This window comes from Tepidibacillus sp. HK-1 (assembly GCF_001748485.2).
Taxonomy (GTDB): domain Bacteria; phylum Bacillota; class Bacilli; order Tepidibacillales; family Tepidibacillaceae; genus Tepidibacillus_B; species Tepidibacillus_B infernus.
The window spans coordinates 117,882-135,656 of the sequence record NZ_BDGM02000003.1; the positions used below are offsets into that span (position 1 = coordinate 117,882).

Genomic DNA, 17,775 nt, shown 5'->3' on the forward strand with positions numbered 1-17,775 from the left:
TAAGAAGGGTGGAGATCATCCACCCTTTAAATTAATTCTTACTCCAATGCATGGTGCTGTTTACTGCACGTTTCCAGCCAGAATACAATTCTTCGCGCTTTTCTTCATCTAAAACAGGTTCAAATGTCTTATCAATTGCCCATTTCTTTGCAATCTCTTCTTTATCCTTCCAAAAACCTGTTGCTAAACCTGCAAGATAAGCTGCGCCTAATGCAGTTGTTTCATTCACAACTGGGCGCTCTACTGGAACAGCCAATAAATCAGATTGGAATTGCATTAAGAAATTATTTTTAACGGCTCCACCATCCACACGTAAAGTGTTTAAGGTTATTCCAGAATCCGCTTCCATAGCAGAAAGCACATCTTTTGTTTGATATGCTAATGATTCTAAAGTGGCACGTACCAAATGTTCACGAGTTGTTCCACGTGTTAAACCAAAGATAGCTCCACGTGCATCCATATCCCAATAAGGAGCTCCTAAACCAGTAAATGCAGGAACAACATACACACCGTCAGTTGAGTCAACTTTTGTTGCGAGTTCTTCTGATTGTGGTGCATTGTCTACTACGCGTAATCCATCACGTAACCACTGAACAGCAGCACCTGCTACGAAGATACTACCTTCTAAAGCATATTCAACTTTTCCATCAACCCCCCATGCAATGGTGGTTAATAGACCATGTTTCGATGGAACAGCTTTTGCACCTGTATTCATTAACATGAAGCAACCAGTTCCATAAGTATTCTTTGCCATTCCTGCTTCAAAACATGCTTGACCAAATAATGCAGCCTGTTGGTCTCCCGCTGCACCGGCAATCGGTACTTCTTGACCAAAGAAATGATAAGGAACAGTAGTTCCATAAATCTCAGATGATGGCCTTACTTCCGGTAACATCGCCTTTGGTATATCTAAGATATTTAATAATTCTTCATCCCATTCCAGAGTATGGATATTAAATAGCATGGTTCTTGAAGCGTTTGTATAGTCCGTAACATGGGCTTTTCCACCCGTTAACTTCCAAATGAGCCATGTATCGATTGTACCAAATAACAATTCACCTTTTTCAGCCTTTTCTCTAGCCCCTTCTACGTGATCCAAAATCCATTTGACTTTGGTACCTGAGAAATATGCATCAATTACTAATCCAGTTTTCTCACGCACCATTTGCTCATAACCTTTTGCTTTTAGATCGTCACAAATGTCAGCTGTTTGGCGGCTTTGCCATACAATTGCATTGTAAACAGGAATGCCAGAATTCTTATTCCATACCACAGTCGTTTCACGCTGATTGGTAATCCCAATTCCTTCAATTTGACTTGGTTCTACATTATAATTTCCAAATAATTCTCCTAAAACAGCTAAAACGGATCCCCAAATTTCATTAGCGTTATGTTCTACCCACCCAGGTTGTGGATAATATTGAGGAAATTCTTTTTGTGTCATTGCCACAATTTCCCCATTTTTATTAAATAGAATGGCTCTTGAACTGGTTGTTCCTTGGTCTAAAGATAGAATGTATTTTTCAGACATATCTGACCCCCCTAGATTTGTTTTCTCCCTTTTATGACTCAAGGCTATTCCCATACTGAACTTCTTTCACACCTTTAATCTGCTTAATATCATCCACTACAAATGGTAAAGAATTTGGTTTTTGCATCCTTAACGTTAAATCAATGGTCACATAGCTTACTTCATTATCATCTTTTTCTTCATCATGAATACTTACGCTTTTGACGTTAATCTTTCTTTCTCCTAATTTCATAGCAATTTCCCCAAGTTTTCCGGGTTGATCAACGACACACACTCTGATTTGCGTTAAATGTCTTTTGCGGATAATAAACTGATCAAATTTTGCTAATACGGCTAAACTAACTAAAACAAAAAAAGTTGTGACTACTGCCCCAAAATAAAAGCCAGCTCCAATACCCAAGCCAATAGCTGCAACTACCCAAAGTGATGCTGCCGTAGTTAAACCAGTGACTGTAAAACCATGTCTTAAAATCGTCCCCGCACCTAAGAATCCAATTCCAGCAACCACTTGAGCTGCAATACGGGAGGGATCAAATCTTACATTTTCTTCATGTAAAAAAGGTTCAAAGCCATAAATCGAAATAAGCATGATTAAGGTAGAACCTAAGCTGACTAATATATGTGTACGGAAACCAGCAGGATGATTATGCTGTTCTCTTTCAAAACCAATTACCCCACCTAACAGTACTGCTAAGGATAATCTTAGAAGAATATGAAGATAATCAATAGACCAGACTTCTGTCATCCTATCACCTCAAACCCTTCATTTTATCAGGAAAATTAGTAAAACATCCATCAAGACAATAACTAGTCAATTTCTTAAATAAAGATAAACTATCTACAGTGTATGGATATATTTTATAATCATACTCATGAAATGCTTGAATATACTTCTTATCTACAAAAGAGACGTGAGGATGGACACTATAAACTTTAAACGGTAGATGACGTACGTAATTTACAGGGTCAATGATCCTTGTAGAGAAAAGAACACCCAATTTGATTTGTGGATTTAATTTTGCAACTTTTGCTAAAGTATAATGATCAAATGAAGAAATAAGTACACGATCAAGCATCTTATATTTGCTGATAAGATCAAGCATTTTCTTTTCAATTCCTTGATAAAAGAAAGGGATATTTTTTATTTCAATATTGACTACTAAATTTGTTTTTGAAGCAAATGTTAGAAATTCATCTAAAGTAGGTATTCTCTCTCCTCTAAATTCATTTGAAAACCAAGATCCTGCATCTAATTTTTGCAATTCCTTCAACGTATAATCTTTTAAATATCCCATTCCATTTGTTGTGCGGTTCACTTTTTCATCGTGACAAATGATAACTTCCCCATCTTTTGTCAATTGAATATCTAATTCAATACCATCACTATTCATTTTTTCAGCAAGTCGAAATGCAGCCATTGTATTTTCAGGTGCATATCCTGAAGCACCACGATGGGCAAAAATCATTTTCATTTCCCTCCAATTACTCACAGAAAACTTCCGTGTTTTAAGAAAACCAAAAAAGTGCCGGCTTCCTTCTAAGCAAACACCGATTACTTTTGTGTGGCCAAAATAGATAATTAGAAAGAAAGTTATGCTTTCTTTCCTTTTTAAAATGAGCCGAAGCAATTGCTTCAGCTCATTTTCATATGATTAGTCTCTACTTTTTATTCACTCGTTTATAATCATCTAGTAATTTGTTAATTTTATTGGTCACATCATCTAATACTTTTTGTGGTGCTTCTCCTTGATATAATTTCTCAATTGAGGTTTCAACTTCGAGTCTAGCTTCTGGGAACACACCCATTAGTGCACCTTTCGTTGCAGAAGTTAGCTTTGTATTTTGTAATTGTTTTACTGCTGTCAAGAATTGCGGATATTTTTCATAGGTATCTTTTAATACCTTTTCTTCATAAGCAGCTTTGGTAATTGGAAAATATCCTGTTGTTGCTGCCCAATCTGCTTGTGTTGAAGGTTGTGCTAAGAATTTTAAGAAATCCCATGCAGCATCTTTTTCAGCTTCAGCTACGCTATTCATCATCCAAATAGATCCACCTCCAACAATTACACCATTAGGTGAAACCCCATCAGGTGATGGTAAGAACGCAGTACCTACTTCAAAAGAAGAATTTTTTACTGCAGCAGCTGTGTTAGCTGTAGAATCTAAGTACATAGCAACTTTACCAGCTTGGAATGCAGCACGAATATCGTCCCAATTCCGCCCATAGTTACCTAAGATACCTTCTTTGTTCATTTCATCTAACCATTCATAGATTCTTAATCCTTCAGGGCTGTTAAGAAGACTTTTTGTTGGTTCACCACCACGGCCATTATTAGCATCAATATATAATGCACCTTGGTTAGCCATTAATTGTTCAATAAACCAGCCATAGATTAGGATTGCAAAACCATATTCATCTTTCGACTTATTGGTTAATTTCTTTGCAGCTTCCTTTATCTCACTAAATGTTTGTGGTGGATTTTCAGGATCTAGATTAGCCTCTCTGAATTTGTCTTTATTATAGAACATAATTGCGTTTGAAGTATTAAAAGGCATGGAATAAAGTTTTCCATCAATTTGGTAGTATCCTAAAATATTTTCTTCCAATTGAGATAAATCATATTTATCCTTATCAATTAGATCCTGAATGGGTTGGATAAAGCCACTTTCACTCATGTATTTTGTACCAATTTCATACACTTGCATTAATGTTGGAGCTTCAGCAGTACCCCCAACTGTTTTTAATTTAGTCAAAGCTTCTTCATAGGAACCTTGGAAAATAGCTTCAACGAAAACTTTATCCTGCTGTTTGTTATACTGATCTACAAGTCTCTGTAATGTTTCCCCTGGTAGCCCTCCCATTGAATGCCAAAAGACAACTTTCGTCTTTCCATCATTCGTTGTTCTTGCATCTTTTCCTACTTTGGCAGTATTCGTACAACCAAATACGGAAACCATCAATGCAAGAATTAACATTATGATTACAAATTTTTTCATGAATTTTCCTCCCTTTTTTATCCTTTAACTGCACCAGCCAATAAGCCTCTCCTTAATTGTTTAATACCAACGAATAGTAATAGAAGCGTCGGTAATAACACCATAACAACTCCAGCCATAACAACATTCCAATTTGTTGATGCTTCTTGAGAGATCATCATTTTTAGGCCAATTTGAACCGTACGAACATTATTATTCGTTGTGGTTAACAATGGCCACAAATACATGTTCCACGTAGTCAAGAAGCCGTAGATAGCTAATGCACTTAACATTGGTTTGGATAGAGGTAAAACAAAGGATACAAAAAATCTAAAGCGTCCACATCCATCAATTTGTGCTGATTCATATAATTCTTTTGGAATTGTTTTAAAATGCTGGCGAAGTAGAAAAGTTCCAAAGGCTAATGCAAAAAATGGAACTGATAATCCTTGATAGGTATTGATCCAGTTTAGATTCATAATTGTTAAATAATTAGGTATCATCGTTGCCTCCCAAGGAATGAGCATGGTTGAAATGAACAAAAAGAAGATTAAATTTCTACCTTTAAAATCAATAAACACAAAAGCAAAAGCGGCTAAACTACTTACAATGAGTTGACCAAACATAACTGTAAAAGAAATGATAAAACTATTAACCATAAACTTCATGAGTGGAACACTATTGAAAGCAGTTATATAATTTTCAAATGAAAAGCTTGATGGAAGAAAATGCCCATCATATAGTTCAGAGGAACTCATAAAACTAACTGAAACCGCATAAACAATAGGAAAAAACATCAGAAGGGCTGCCATAACCAAAATGATATAAATAAATATTTTTTTTGTTTGATTGATCACTGGTAATGCACCTTCTTTTCTCCTACTTTAAATTGGAATATTGTAATAATGAGTACAAAAACAAATAAGATCATTGCTTGAGCACTAGCTATTCCAAATTTATAATGAATAAATGCATCTTGGAATATAGAGTAAACGATCAAATTAGTCGATTCTGCTGGCCCACCCTTTGTTAAGATATCAATCTGTCCGAATGTTTGAAAAGAATTAATCACAGAAACAACAGTGACAAAAAAGAGACTTGGAGTTAACATTGGTATGGTTATCTTAAATAATCGAACCCAATATCCAGCTCCATCTATTAACGCACTTTCATATAATTCTTCTGAAATATTTTGTAGTCCACCTAATAAAATGATAAAGTTAAAACCGACACTCATCCAGACCGTAGTCAATGCAATGGAAAACAATGCCCATTTAGGATCCGTTAACCACTGTATAGCTGGTAAACCTATAGTAGTTAATATATTATTTAAAAAACCAATACTAGGATGAAAGATAAATAACCAAATGGTTGAGCCAGCTGCAACAGAAACACCAATGGTTGAAGAAAAGATCACTCTAAAAAAATCAATTCCTTTTAATTTTTCATTGGCAATTATTGCTAGAAATAATGCTAGGATAATTCCTGTAGGAACTGTGTTTAAGACAAATAATAAAGTAGCCTTTATACTTAGTAAAAAACTATCTGATTGGAGCAGTTCCGTGTAGTTTTCTAACCCAACAAATAAAACTGGAGTTCCTCTTGCGTTGGTCATAAAAAAACTATAATAAAGCGTTTTTACCATTGGATAAAAAATAAAAATAATCATGAGTAATAATGCTGGGCCAACATAAAGCATTCCAGCACCAAAATTTTTCATCGATTTAACTCTATTCATGCAACCCCTCCCTTGATTTCTTGATCTTACTATAAAAATTAAGAGATCCATATTAAATACACCTTTACATAAAAGGTTTATATAATGGATCTCCAGATCTCCTCATTAACTATTAACTTGTGTCTATATTGTGTCATGGAATGAAAGCGGTGTCAATATAAAATATGATTAAAAGTTCAAAAATTTTATCATTATTCCCATAATTCATAATTTGAAGTCGTAACGGCTGTAGCACCAGCATTAAGTGCATTTTCTATATCATCCTTTGTACGAATCAGGCCACCTGCTAGAACAGGAATTCTAGTTGTTTCTTTTACTTCTTTAATCATATGTGGAATAAGGCCTGGTAATACTTCAATAAAATCAGGTTGGGTTTTCTCAAACAACTTATAACTTGTTTCTAATGCCGTTGAATCCAGTAAGAATAGACGTTGTATAGCAAGTAACCCCTTCTTTTTGGCAGTGGTTATCACTTGTGAACGAGTTGAGATTAGGCCAAATGGTTGAATGTTTTGAATCACAAATTGTGTAGCATATTCATCATTTTTTAATCCATGAATTAAATCTATGTGCAATAGCAATTTCTTATTTGCTTTTTTGCTATATTCAGAAATACTTTTTAGCTGCCCAATATGACTGTTAAGTAAAATAAAGTACTCTATATCACTCTTCAGTATTTTTTCAAAATCCTTCATATTACGTATTGCTGGTAAAATTCTTTGACCGTTAAAATCCAAAACAGGTCACTCCCTCTAAAAATAATCAGGACAGTTCTCTTATAATATATAATATAGTATTTAGTAAAAAAAATGGCCGCAAGCCCTAATGGCCAACGGCACTCCAAATAATCTCTCAACCAAAACATGTTTGGTGAATTAATCATACCATTCTATAGCGATAATGTGAATACGTTTCCCACAAAAAAATTAATTAAATTATTATTTTGTGAAAAAAGTGTGATATGTTACAATAATCATATTGCTTTTTAATGGAGGAATGAATATGGATTTTTCTATAACTGATCAAGCTTTAAAGCAAATTGAAGCATTACAATTACCTTCCAATATTGGGGTACGTATTAAAGCAGAGTTGGCTGCTGGCTGAGGTTTCACCCTTGAGGTAGAATTGGTTCTGGATGAACCAAAAGAAAGTGATCAAACAGTTCTTATCAATAACCAGATGTTTATATTTGACTCTTTTACTGCAAAAACATTCGATGAACCTCTAAAGTTAGATTATTCTGAGCTTCAGGGTTACAAATTATCTACTCCTTCTGAAATTCTAGCCTACGGGATACACCTAAGCAGTAGTGTTTAATAACACTAACTGCTAGGTACCATAAGCTAACATGATTTAGGAACTTGGTTTGTACCAAGTTCCCTTGAATATAACCTAAACAGTTTCCACGCTATATTTCAATTCTGTCTCTAGCTCACTCCTATACTGTTCTTTTTCTCGCTCTGTCCATTTTAAATATTCTGCCATGAACTGTATAACCGATTCTTTCCAGTTTATAACCCACTCCCGATTAAAAAGAATTGCCCCTGTTCTTCTTAGGAAAAAATCTAATGGAGACACAACCATCTCTTGTTCAATCCCATATACTAATGCCCCATATACAGACTTAGGCAACCCAATTTTAGAGTCGCTGCTCTGACCAATATAACGATAGATTTCACTCACATTAGAACCATACCTTTTTACAAGGTTAGTGGCCTCTTCCTTAGACAAACCGAAAGTCATTCCTTCTGCAACTTTTCTTTGGATAAAATCGATAAATCCTTTTGAACCACCAACGTCTCCTCCAGATAATGTTTTATTCTTTGTACTTGATGGAGGGAATCGTAATTGCTCTTCTTTCTGTAACTTCTCTGTTACCAAATCCACAATCCGTTCGGCCATTTTACGATAACCGGTTAATTTACCACCAGCAATGGAAATTAAGCCTGTGTCAGATACAAAAATCTCATCTTTTCTTGATACTTCAGAAGGTGATTTTCCTTCCTCATGAATGAGTGGTCTTAGTCCTGCCCAACTAGATTCGACATCACGATCCGTTAGTTTTAAATCAGGAAACATGTTATTTGCTGCTGCTAAAAGATAAGACCGATCTTCTTCTGTCATTCTTGGGTTTTGAATATCTCCTTGGTAAACCGTATCTGTTGTTCCTAAATAAGTTTTTCCTTCCCTTGGAATGACAAAAACCATTCGCCCATCTGGAACGTCAAAATAAATCGCATGTTGTAGAGGAAATTTTTTTTGATCAAAGACAAGATGAACTCCTTTGGTCAATAATAAATGTTTGCCTTGTTTAGATCCATCCATTTCCCTTACATGATCAACCCAAGGGCCAGTGGCATTGACAATTTTTTTAGCAAAAATTTCATACACCTGATTAGAAATCAGGTCTTTTACTTGTGCACCAATCAGTTTATGGTCGCGATAGATCAACTCTTCTACTTTAGCATAATTGCTAACTAATGCTCCATGTTTCTGTGCTTCTTTCATCGTTTCTATCGTTAACCTGGCATCATCTGTCCGATATTCAACATAGACCCCACTACCTTTAAGTCCATTTTTCTTCAATAGAGGTTCTTTTTTTAAGGTTTCCTCTACATTAAGCATTGTTCTTCTTTCATCTTTTTTCACATTAGCAAGAAAATCATAGACCTTTAATCCAATTGAAGTGGAAAATTTGCCAAAGGTTCCTCCTTGATAAATAGGAAGAATCATCCACTCAGGAGTGGTCACATGAGGAGCATTTTCATAAACAATTGCTCTTTCTTTTCCCACTTCTGCTACAACACCTACTTCAAATTGTTTTAAATATCTTAACCCTCCGTGTACGAGCTTTGTTGAACGACTAGAGGTTCCAGCCGCGAAGTCTTGCATTTCGACTAATCCAACCTTCATACCTCTTAATGCAGCATCTAATGCAATACCTGCACCTGTAATCCCACCACCAATAATCAAAAGATCTAGTGGTTCTTTACTCATTTGCTTTAAAAATTTGCTTCGATTAATACTAGAAAATTCCATTTCAATTCACCCTTTCTATTAAGAGTACCCACAAAAGTGACGAATTTCTTTGAAGCATTCCATAAACTTTTGCAAAACCCAACAAATACAGAAAAAAGAGACCGCAACAAAACCCTACTAGAATACCTAATAAGGATGTTACGGTCTCTCCAATTCTCCGACCTGTATTTTAATTGTCATCATCATTATATATCAAAAAGAAATACAGCTCAAGAAAAATGATCTTCTTCCAAGAATAGAGACTCAATTTCTTACCCAGCTTTCCCTAAAAACAAACTAACGATTAAAATCACAAAAACGATCGTTGTGATCACAACAAAAAGAAAATCCTTTTCTTGAATAAAGACAATAATCGAAATGGCTACTCTAAATATGGGGGTAAGAATTAACAAAAGTAAACCTGTTAATATCACTGCATAGGGTTTTAGTTCAAGAAATCCCTTCAAAATTTCAATGGTATGAGTGGGATAAGATTGATTGGGATACCCTGTGTTCCCACTAATGACAAATAATAATAAGCCGATAAAAATGGTGATGGCGCTAATGAAGACCCCTATTCTTAGCAGCTTGCTTATTGTAACTTCCATTTTGCGGATATTTTCATCCTGCTTTTGCTCTTCTCTACTTAATGTTTGACTCATGAAATAACCCCCCAACCTTTAAGAAGCATTTCAATGGCAACATAAACTAAGACAGGAATAAAAATTTTTCTTATTGTTACACTTCTCAAATTCTGCATCAATTTTGTGCCAAATACTGCACCGATTAAAACCCCTACAGCTACAGGACCTGCAATTTTGGGATCTATATCTCCCCTCATCAAGTAAACCCCTGCACTTGCTGCTGCTGTCACACCGATCATAAAATTACTTGTTGCACTTGAGACTTTCATAGGAAGTTTCATAAACATATCCATCGCCATCACTTTAAAACTTCCACTACCAATTCCTAATAGGCCAGAAATAACGCCTGCAACATACATCATTCCAAATCCACCATATACGCCAGTTACCTTATACCTTACTTGTTGCTCTAATGCCTTATCATAATATTCTCCATGTAGCCCTAATTTATTAGCAATAGGGTGTGGGACACCCCCAACCGGCAATTCCTGATTCCTTTTTTGTAGCATGGTGATGGCTGAGAATAATAACAATAAGCCAAATAAAATATAAAGAATATGAGGCCTAATCAAGCCAGCAATGAATGCTCCTGTTAAAGCTCCTGTTGTAGTAGCTAATTCTAAAAACATCCCAACACGAATATTGGTTAATTTATCTCTGACATAGACGACAGCTGCCCCACTTGATGTAGCGATCACAGAAACAATACTAGCACCGATTGCATAATGAATAGGGATTTTAAACAATAAAGTAAGTGCTGGAATCACGATGATCCCACCACCTAGTCCTAAAAGAGAACCGAAGACTCCAGCTACAATGGAGACCATAAAAATCAATAATACAGATATAGCCAAGGCTGTCATCTCCTCAATTGATACCCAGTTGTTCATTTGTTTCATATTCATATCTTAGTATTACTATGTTTACCCTGCGATTCGCTTGTCTATGCTCTTGTGTGTCATTTTTATAAACAGGTTGGTATTCACCATAACCAACGATCCTTAACCTTTCAGGCTTAATTTGGTGTTTTTCTATCAGGTAATGTAATACAGATGAAGATCTAGCTGCAGATAAGTCAAAATTAGATTTATAAGTCGATCCCGGTCTAATGGGAAGATTATCGGTATGACCTTCAATACTTAATGGATTTTGAATTTCTTTAAACATCGCTGCCAAACTGTCTAAAATTCCCCTAGCTTCAGGTTTTATCTCTGCTTTTCCCAAATCAAAGAAAATCTTTTCTTTTAATGAAATTTGTATACCGCGTGGGAGTTCAATCATTTCAATACTATCTTCTAAATGATTGGCTTTAATATATTGTTCTACTTTTTTTCGTAGGTCTTTTAATCCTTTTTCGAGTTGCTTTTGATGCTCATCCTCTAGATTTTTAATAATGTTTTCCTTTAATTTATTTTGTTGCCCGTCACCGGTTCCAGTAATTCCATTCTTTCCAGTCCCTTCAACAAAGGAACTATAATAAAATGCATCAGAAAGGGAAGCAGCAATTTGGTCGAATTTTTGAACTTCTAATTTACTCATTGAATACATCACAACAAAAAAGATCATTAACAAGGTGATTAAATCAGCATATGTAATTAGCCAGCGTTCGTGATTTTCAGGGGCTTCTCCTTTTTTCTTACGACGATTACTCATTGTTGTCACCTATTGGATTCTCTTCATCATCTATACGTTCTGCAGGTGGCAAGAATGCCAATAATTTTTTCTTGAGCATCTGCGGATTTTCACCTGCCTGAATCGATAAAATCCCCTCTACTTCAATTTCTTTAATTAAGACCTCCATCTGACTTCTTGCTTTTAATTTTGCAGCAATAGGAAGATAAATGACATTGGCACTAGCAACACCATACAAGGTTGCAATAAAGGCTACAGCAATAGAGGGGCCTAATTCATCTGGATTCGATAGGTTCCCTAACACATGGACAAGCCCCATAACCGTTCCGATGATTCCCATCGTAGGCGCAAATCCACCTGCAGATTCAAAGATTTTAATTCCTTTTTCATGTCTAGCTTCTATATTTGAAATTTCAATTTCAAGGATTTCTCTAATCAGTTGAGGGTCAACTCCATCAACGACCATCATTAATCCTTCACTTAAAAAAGGATTACCTTTTAAATCTTCATAACGCTGTTCTAAAGCAAGAATCCCTTCACGTCTAGCGAGTGAAGAAAAATCCACCAATTGTCTGATTGACTCATGAACATGAAGCTTTCTTTCAGTGAATGCTATATTTAACAATTTTGGAACAGTCTTTAATTGTGACATCGGAAAACTTACAATAACTGCTCCAAACGTTCCGCCAAAAACAATCATAAACGCTGTTATTTGTAGAAGAGAAGTAAAATGTCCTCCTTCTAAAATGAAACCACCAATAAGTCCTGCAAATCCTAAAATAAGTCCAATAATTGTCGATAAGTCCATCTAGTCACATCCTCTAAAACAACATAAATTTACTTCAGATTCTCTTATTCGACATTATTTTCATTATTCCTTCCTCATCTTCCTACAAAAGTAACGGTTGCCGTGAAGTTAATACCTTGGTCCCATATTAAGAAGTCTTAAGAAGGAAAACTAATCCTAAAGACTTAGTTTTTGATAAAAGAAAAAAACCCTAACAAATGTTAGGGAGAGGATGATTGATTAAATTGAAGTTTAAAGACCAACAGCAGCACGTTGTTCTGTAATGATTCCTTTTACAATAGCTACATCAAATTTTTCCTTTTCCATTAAAAAGCTTTGATTACTGTCTAAATAACAACATGCGTAAAATAGACGATCGATATCTCTAAGTTCAAAGGGTTTTCCAGATTTCATCTGATAGATTTTATCATTTACCTTCATCATATCAAACACCCCAATCTTCTTGTTAACTGTATTATAACAATATACTATATAACAGTCAACACCTATTTAAATTTTGTATTATAACAAAATTTAAACATCTATTTATTTAAGTAAAAAAAAGGTTTGTATATTCCATCGCGCTCCGTCATCCGTGCCCTTCTATGAATAAAGATTACGGAGAGAAGGGCACTTCTGAAGGCACACAAAGTGTACAAGTCGTGCTACACAGCTAAAGCTGCTAGTCACGCTATGTAGCAGCTTATGGAATATACAAACCCTTAAATGACAGATGGAAGAAAGAGATGAGATTAATGTGAGTCTTATTATTTTGTAAAAATATGATCCCCTATTTTTAAAATTTGCGGCCTTGACCATATCCAAGCAGATGTTGCAGTGTCTGGGTTAAAGTAATATAACGCACCTTTTGATGGATCCCAACCTCTAATTGCATCAAGTGCTGCCAATTTAACTGTCTCATTAGGAGTGAGCCAAAATTGACCATCAGCTACTGCAGTAAAGGCACGATCTTGGAAGATCACGGATTTAAGATCATTTGGGAATTTCTTAGAATGAACGCGATTTAAAGCTACAGCAGCAACAGCTACTTGACCTTCATAGGGTTCACCTCTGGCTTCACTATATACCAATCGAGCCAATAGATTAAATTCATCTTGTGACAAACTATATTTCTTCAGCGTTTTCCAAGTGATTGGACCTACAATTCCATCAATCATAAGTCCATAATTACTTTGAAACTTTTTAACCACATTTAATGTTTGATATCCATAGATTCCATCTATATCTACTGAATAATTTAATTGCTTTAAACGATATTGCAAATCCCAAACATCCCCATTACTACTTCCATACGTTAAAAGTGTAGGTGTCTGGGCATTGGCCTCATCATTTATTGGAATGATTGAAAAGACTAATGATAAAATAAAGATAGATATCATCATTTTCTGTAATTTTTTCAACATGGTTACAAATTCTCCTTTCTTACTTAAGCTTTAGGGCCATTTTTTCTGGTCTTTAGGCACTAAGTAATAGGGAAGACTCGTCGATAAGTTTACATAATATCTAACGCTTATTCAATATGAGTTTATTGGTAACGTTGAGAATTTCTACTTTAATTTAACAAATAAAGGAACTTTAAGGGGGGATGATCATGAAAGGAAAAGTTTTAAGAAAATGGTTCAAACGCTATCTATTTATCATTTTGGGTACTTTTTTTGTTGCTATAGGATTGGAAACATTTCTCATTCCCAATCAAATAATTGATGGTGGCATTATTGGATTATCGATTATCTTAAGTGAACTGACAAATTATCCGCTTGGTCTTTTTATTGTCATATTAAATATTCCTTTTTTGTTTGTTGGCTACAATCAGATTGGAAAAACATTCGCAATCACTACACTTATTTCAGTTGGCTTTTTGTCCATCTTTGTCTCATTTGTCCATCAATTTGATGTGGTAACAGGAGATATGTTTCTAGCTACTATTTTTGGTGGGATTATCCTAGGTATTGGTGTAGGTCTCATAATTAGAAACGGAGGATCCTTAGATGGAACAGAGATCATTGCAATTTTAGCAAATAAACGTTTTGGTTTTTCTGTTGGTGAAATTGTGATGTTTTTTAATATTTTTATCATGACTGGGGCTGGGATTGTCTTTACCTGGGAAAGTGCGATGTATTCTTTAGTTGCTTATTTTATTGCCTTTAAAACGATTGATATTGTGATCGCTGGCCTTGATGAGTCAAAGTCTGTTACGATTATTTCCGATCAGCCTGATTTGATTGCCGAAAAGATAATTGCTAGACTTGGCCGTGGAGTTACACACATATATGGAAAAGGTGGCTATACTAAAGAGGACAAGGAATTATTATACGTAATTGTCACAAGACTAGAGGTGGCAAAGTTGAAATCGATCATTGAAGAAATAGATCCTAATGCCTTTGTTGCGATTGAACATGTTAACGATGTCATGGGTGGTAGATTCCAAAAAAAATCCATCCATTAAATAGTTTATTCATATAGATTGGAGAATTCTTTATGCATCAGTTACCAGAAACATTTAAATCAAGAATGAAACAGTATTTAAATAAAGATTATGAATCTTTTATCAAAACCTACGAACAATCACATACACAGGGATTAAGAGTAAATACTTTAAAATTAACCACGGACCAATTCTTATCTCTCTCACCCTTCCAACTTCAAGTCGTTCCTTGGACAGCGGAAGGCTTTTATTATCAAGAAGAAGATCGTCCTGGTAAACATCCATACCATGCCGCTGGTTTATACTATATTCAAGAACCTAGTGCAATGGCTGTTACAGAGGTTTTAGATCCACAGCCTGGTGAAAAAATCTTAGATCTAAGTGCTGCTCCTGGTGGGAAGTCAACACATATTGTCACCAAAATGAAAGATAAAGGGTTGCTAGTAGCTAATGAAATTCATCCAACACGAGTAAAGGCTTTATCAGAAAACTTGGAGAGATTTGGTGCAAAACATATTCTCGTTACCAATGAATCTCCAAAACATTTAGCCAAGATCTTTCCAGAATACTTTGATCGTATCCTAGTAGATGCCCCATGCTCTGGCGAAGGAATGTTTCGTAAAAATCCTGAAGCGATTGCGGAATGGTCTGAATCGCACGTCCAATATTGCGCTATTCGTCAACAAGACATTTTAGATGAAGCACAGAAAATGCTAAAACCAGGTGGTACATTGGTATATTCAACTTGTACCTTTGCTCCAGAAGAAAACGAAGGTACGATTGCAAGGTTTATTGATAAATACCCTCAATTTGAAATTGAACCAATCCCTGATACTTTAGCAGGTTTATTTAAAAGTGGTGAACCAAAATGGGTTGAAAATGACGATTCATCTAAGCTTCAATTTACCCTTCGCTTATGGCCACATCACATTCAGGGAGAAGGTCATTTCATTGCGAAACTACATAAAAAAGAATCAACAGTAGAAGCCACATTTAAGCCGATGCAAGTTAAATCTTTACCAGAAGCCGTTCAATATTATCGTTCATTTGCTAAGGAACATTTGAACGAGGTTGATGAAGGGATTTTTCACTCTTTTGGCGATCATCTTTATCTCGTACCTGATGGTCTTCCAGATCTAAAAGGAATCAAAGTGGAGCGATTAGGTCTCCATTTAGGAGAATTAAAGAAAAAAAGATTTGAACCTAGTCATGCTTTAGCCATGGCTTTATCGAAAAATCATGTAAGGCAGTTCCTACCTTTAAATTTAGAACAGGCGGAAAAGTATTTGCGTGGAGAGACACTTCAAGTAGAATCCAATCAGACAGGCTGGACTTTGGTAACGATCGATGCTTACCCATTAGGCTGGGGTAAAATTTCTAATCATCAGTTAAAAAATCATTATCCAAAAGGATTAAGATGGAAGTAAGTAATCATTTGACATTATAAAAAAGGTTTGTATATTCCATCGCACTCCGTCATCCGTGCCCTTCTATGAATAAAGATTATGGAGAGAAGGGCACTTCTGAAGGTCGCAGCTTATGGAATATACAAACCCTTAAATGACAAATGGAAGAAAGTTATACTTTCTTAATCTTGAAGCAAAAAATATCCACCAGCCTGGTGGATATTATTTTTCGATCATTTTTGTATGGTTACGAGATATATATCATTTTTTTGTTGATATGAAGCTTTTATATTTTTCAATTTACAATATTGAATGATGTTTTTTGCTGATTGCTCACGTTCTACTATCATGTTAAATGTTCCATCCAATTGATTTAGTGCTTGTTTTAATTGATGAACAGGGTCAGGCACATCCATATTTCGATAATGATCGATTGGAACATTTCTAGTATCCACTGTTTTACCTTCAATCTTTAGAGGAATACGGTATTCCTTCATAATACGCAATTCTTGTTCTTTCCATTGTTCCTCTGTTAAATCTTTCCTTCCAAATAAATTACAGTGGCAGGTTCCATGTATTTCTATGTCATGAGCTGCATATGTACATGGGCACACTAGTTGACGATCAATTTTTTTATCCCCTGTCGCTTCAAAGCATGGACAAATTCGTTGACCATACATTTCTTCATTTTCAGCGAGCCAAATTTTTAAGTTCGTTAAATACATTTTATGTGGATTAACAGATAAACCTTTTACTTCAGCATATTTGTTAATCCATCGGCTAGCTTGATTAATCTTCTTACGATATTTGATATATCCACCAAAGAAATCTTTATACATACGAAGATTTGCTTTTAATTTACCCATATATTTCACCTCCTTTCATTCAAACATGTAAATTCTAACACAGTTAAAAATACCCCGCAAGGTATTTTACGTTCCTCCTTCTACCTTCATTTTTTCGCTTCTACTTCATAAAAATATTAATTCTTTGTAAAGAATTTACGAAAAATAAGATGAGGTCTTGCTTTTTCACCTCTATTTTGCTTATATATAAGTATATCCTTATATCTTTATTACAAATGAATAGAACAATTTAAATAAAAAAGAATGCGAGGATGACAACATGACAAAAAAGAAACCAATCCTTTATTTTATTTGTACAGGAAATTCTTGTCGTAGCCAAATGGCCGAGGGATTTGGGAAAAAATATGCAAATGGCGAGTTAGAAGTATATAGCGCTGGAGTAGAAGCACATGGCTTAAATCCAAGAGCGGTTGAAGCGATGAAAGAAGTTGGGGTAGATATTAGTAACCATACTTCAGATATTATTGATCCAGAAATCTTAAATAACGCCGCTTATGCCATTACACTTTGTGGGGATGCTGAAGAACGTTGTCCATATTCACCTCCACATGTAAAACGAATTCACTGGCCATTACATGACCCAGCCAAAGCAACAGGAACCGAAGAAGAAATCATGGCTGTATTTCGTGAAGTAAGAGACAAAATTGACCAATTAGTGTATGATGTGATTGAGGAGGCCAAGAAGTCGGCAAAGGAGGAATGATTGTTGACTATACCTTTACAGCTAGCTG

The 17,775-nt window shown here is 35.2% G+C and carries 19 protein-coding genes; 4 read left to right on the forward strand and 15 right to left on the reverse strand.

The window, feature by feature from the left end:
- Window positions 1–31: 31 nt before the first annotated feature.
- The 7 genes from glpK to BEN26_RS02340 all read right to left on the reverse strand — a co-directional run bounded on the left by glpK (window position 32) and on the right by BEN26_RS02340 (window position 6,982).
- Window positions 32–1,531 (reverse strand): glycerol kinase GlpK, encoded by a 1,500-nt coding sequence (gene glpK / locus BEN26_RS02310; RefSeq protein ID WP_069799322.1) that lies wholly within the window; start codon window positions 1,529–1,531, stop codon window positions 32–34.
- A gap of 31 nt (window positions 1,532–1,562) precedes the next feature.
- The gene (locus tag BEN26_RS02315; RefSeq protein ID WP_069799324.1) at window positions 1,563–2,276 is read right to left on the reverse strand and encodes an MgtC/SapB family protein; all 714 of its coding nucleotides are present in this window, start codon (window positions 2,274–2,276) and stop codon (window positions 1,563–1,565) included.
- A 4-nt stretch (window positions 2,277–2,280) separates the two neighbouring features.
- Window positions 2,281–2,997: a glycerophosphodiester phosphodiesterase gene (locus tag BEN26_RS02320; RefSeq protein ID WP_255421838.1), complete on the reverse strand. Its 717-nt coding sequence runs from the start codon at window positions 2,995–2,997 to the stop codon at window positions 2,281–2,283.
- A gap of 193 nt (window positions 2,998–3,190) precedes the next feature.
- On the reverse strand, window positions 3,191–4,528 hold the full coding sequence (locus BEN26_RS02325; RefSeq protein ID WP_069799328.1) for an ABC transporter substrate-binding protein: 1,338 nt from the start codon (window positions 4,526–4,528) through the stop codon (window positions 3,191–3,193).
- 17 nt (window positions 4,529–4,545) lie between these two features.
- Window positions 4,546–5,361: a carbohydrate ABC transporter permease gene (locus BEN26_RS02330; protein WP_069799517.1), complete on the reverse strand. Its 816-nt coding sequence runs from the start codon at window positions 5,359–5,361 to the stop codon at window positions 4,546–4,548.
- Complete coding sequence (locus BEN26_RS02335; protein ID WP_069799330.1) at window positions 5,361–6,245, reverse strand: carbohydrate ABC transporter permease; 885 nt, start codon at window positions 6,243–6,245, stop codon at window positions 5,361–5,363. Before BEN26_RS02335 ends, BEN26_RS02330 begins: the two co-directional genes overlap by 1 nt.
- 191 nt (window positions 6,246–6,436) lie before the next feature.
- On the reverse strand, window positions 6,437–6,982 hold the full coding sequence (locus BEN26_RS02340; RefSeq protein WP_069799332.1) for a glycerol-3-phosphate responsive antiterminator: 546 nt from the start codon (window positions 6,980–6,982) through the stop codon (window positions 6,437–6,439).
- A gap of 388 nt (window positions 6,983–7,370) precedes the next feature.
- Here BEN26_RS02340 and BEN26_RS02345 point away from each other — a divergent pair, with 388 nt between their 5' ends.
- Window positions 7,371–7,562 carry a hypothetical protein gene (locus BEN26_RS02345; RefSeq protein WP_068725338.1) on the forward strand — a complete coding sequence of 64 codons (192 nt, stop codon included), beginning with the start codon at window positions 7,371–7,373 and terminating at the stop codon, window positions 7,560–7,562.
- A 75-nt stretch (window positions 7,563–7,637) separates the two neighbouring features.
- On the opposite strand, the gene BEN26_RS02350 is transcribed toward BEN26_RS02345, so the two are convergent.
- From BEN26_RS02350 to sleB, 7 genes are all read right to left on the reverse strand, one after another.
- Complete coding sequence (locus tag BEN26_RS02350) at window positions 7,638–9,284, reverse strand: glycerol-3-phosphate dehydrogenase/oxidase (protein WP_069799334.1); 1,647 nt, start codon at window positions 9,282–9,284, stop codon at window positions 7,638–7,640.
- A 251-nt stretch (window positions 9,285–9,535) separates the two neighbouring features.
- Window positions 9,536–9,925 (reverse strand): DUF1634 domain-containing protein, encoded by a 390-nt coding sequence (locus BEN26_RS02355; RefSeq protein WP_069799335.1) that lies wholly within the window; start codon window positions 9,923–9,925, stop codon window positions 9,536–9,538.
- Entirely contained in the window at window positions 9,922–10,770 is an 849-nt protein-coding gene (locus BEN26_RS02360; RefSeq protein ID WP_181482165.1) for a sulfite exporter TauE/SafE family protein, read from the reverse strand. The genes BEN26_RS02355 and BEN26_RS02360 overlap by 4 nt, the downstream gene beginning before the upstream one ends.
- 4 nt (window positions 10,771–10,774) lie before the next feature.
- Window positions 10,775–11,560, reverse strand: coding sequence for an OmpA/MotB family protein (locus BEN26_RS02365; protein WP_068725346.1), 786 nt, complete (start codon window positions 11,558–11,560; stop codon window positions 10,775–10,777).
- Window positions 11,553–12,347, reverse strand: coding sequence for a flagellar motor protein (locus BEN26_RS02370; RefSeq protein ID WP_069799339.1), 795 nt, complete (start codon window positions 12,345–12,347; stop codon window positions 11,553–11,555). Before BEN26_RS02370 ends, BEN26_RS02365 begins: the two co-directional genes overlap by 8 nt.
- Before the next feature lie 231 nt (window positions 12,348–12,578).
- Entirely contained in the window at window positions 12,579–12,770 is a 192-nt protein-coding gene (locus BEN26_RS02375) for a hypothetical protein (RefSeq protein ID WP_068725350.1), read from the reverse strand.
- A gap of 323 nt (window positions 12,771–13,093) precedes the next feature.
- A complete protein-coding gene (sleB, locus tag BEN26_RS02380) occupies window positions 13,094–13,750 on the reverse strand; it encodes a spore cortex-lytic enzyme (protein ID WP_069799341.1) in 657 nt (218 codons plus the stop codon).
- Between the two features lie 188 nt (window positions 13,751–13,938).
- On the opposite strand from sleB, the gene BEN26_RS02385 reads away from it, so the two are divergent.
- Together BEN26_RS02385 and BEN26_RS02390 are read left to right on the forward strand one after the other, a co-directional pair.
- A complete protein-coding gene (locus tag BEN26_RS02385) occupies window positions 13,939–14,793 on the forward strand; it encodes a YitT family protein (protein WP_069799342.1) in 855 nt (284 codons plus the stop codon).
- A gap of 32 nt (window positions 14,794–14,825) precedes the next feature.
- Window positions 14,826–16,199, forward strand: a complete 1,374-nt coding sequence (locus tag BEN26_RS02390; RefSeq protein WP_069799344.1) for an RsmF rRNA methyltransferase first C-terminal domain-containing protein — start codon at window positions 14,826–14,828, stop codon at window positions 16,197–16,199.
- 212 nt (window positions 16,200–16,411) lie between these two features.
- On the opposite strand, the gene BEN26_RS02395 is transcribed toward BEN26_RS02390, so the two are convergent.
- Window positions 16,412–17,044, reverse strand: a complete 633-nt coding sequence (locus BEN26_RS02395; protein WP_069799346.1) for a ferredoxin-thioredoxin reductase catalytic domain-containing protein — start codon at window positions 17,042–17,044, stop codon at window positions 16,412–16,414.
- A gap of 259 nt (window positions 17,045–17,303) precedes the next feature.
- Here BEN26_RS02395 and arsC point away from each other — a divergent pair, with 259 nt between their 5' ends.
- Window positions 17,304–17,747 (forward strand): arsenate reductase (thioredoxin), encoded by a 444-nt coding sequence (gene arsC, locus BEN26_RS02400; RefSeq protein ID WP_069799348.1) that lies wholly within the window; start codon window positions 17,304–17,306, stop codon window positions 17,745–17,747.
- Window positions 17,748–17,775 lie beyond the last annotated feature (28 nt).

Bases quoted from the DNA above. Each gene is read 5' to 3' on its own strand.
- BEN26_RS02365 (WP_068725346.1), bottom strand. From the start codon at position 11,560: ATGAGTAATCGTCGTAAGAAAAAAGGAGAAGCCCCTGAAAATCACGAA.
- BEN26_RS02395 (WP_069799346.1), bottom strand. From the start codon at position 17,044: ATGGGTAAATTAAAAGCAAATCTTCGTATGTATAAAGATTTCTTTGGT.
- BEN26_RS02360 (WP_181482165.1), bottom strand. From the start codon at position 10,770: ATGACAGCCTTGGCTATATCTGTATTATTGATTTTTATGGTCTCCATT.
- glpK (WP_069799322.1), bottom strand. From the start codon at position 1,531: ATGTCTGAAAAATACATTCTATCTTTAGACCAAGGAACAACCAGTTCA.
- BEN26_RS02390 (WP_069799344.1), top strand. From the start codon at position 14,826: ATGCATCAGTTACCAGAAACATTTAAATCAAGAATGAAACAGTATTTA.
- BEN26_RS02370 (WP_069799339.1), bottom strand. From the start codon at position 12,347: ATGGACTTATCGACAATTATTGGACTTATTTTAGGATTTGCAGGACTT.
- BEN26_RS02350 (WP_069799334.1), bottom strand. From the start codon at position 9,284: ATGGAATTTTCTAGTATTAATCGAAGCAAATTTTTAAAGCAAATGAGT.
- BEN26_RS02385 (WP_069799342.1), top strand. From the start codon at position 13,939: ATGAAAGGAAAAGTTTTAAGAAAATGGTTCAAACGCTATCTATTTATC.
- BEN26_RS02315 (WP_069799324.1), bottom strand. From the start codon at position 2,276: ATGACAGAAGTCTGGTCTATTGATTATCTTCATATTCTTCTAAGATTA.
- BEN26_RS02375 (WP_068725350.1), bottom strand. From the start codon at position 12,770: ATGATGAAGGTAAATGATAAAATCTATCAGATGAAATCTGGAAAACCC.
- BEN26_RS02320 (WP_255421838.1), bottom strand. From the start codon at position 2,997: ATGATTTTTGCCCATCGTGGTGCTTCAGGATATGCACCTGAAAATACA.
- sleB (WP_069799341.1), bottom strand. From the start codon at position 13,750: ATGTTGAAAAAATTACAGAAAATGATGATATCTATCTTTATTTTATCA.
- arsC (WP_069799348.1), top strand. From the start codon at position 17,304: ATGACAAAAAAGAAACCAATCCTTTATTTTATTTGTACAGGAAATTCT.
- BEN26_RS02335 (WP_069799330.1), bottom strand. From the start codon at position 6,245: ATGAATAGAGTTAAATCGATGAAAAATTTTGGTGCTGGAATGCTTTAT.
- BEN26_RS02325 (WP_069799328.1), bottom strand. From the start codon at position 4,528: ATGAAAAAATTTGTAATCATAATGTTAATTCTTGCATTGATGGTTTCC.
- BEN26_RS02355 (WP_069799335.1), bottom strand. From the start codon at position 9,925: ATGAGTCAAACATTAAGTAGAGAAGAGCAAAAGCAGGATGAAAATATC.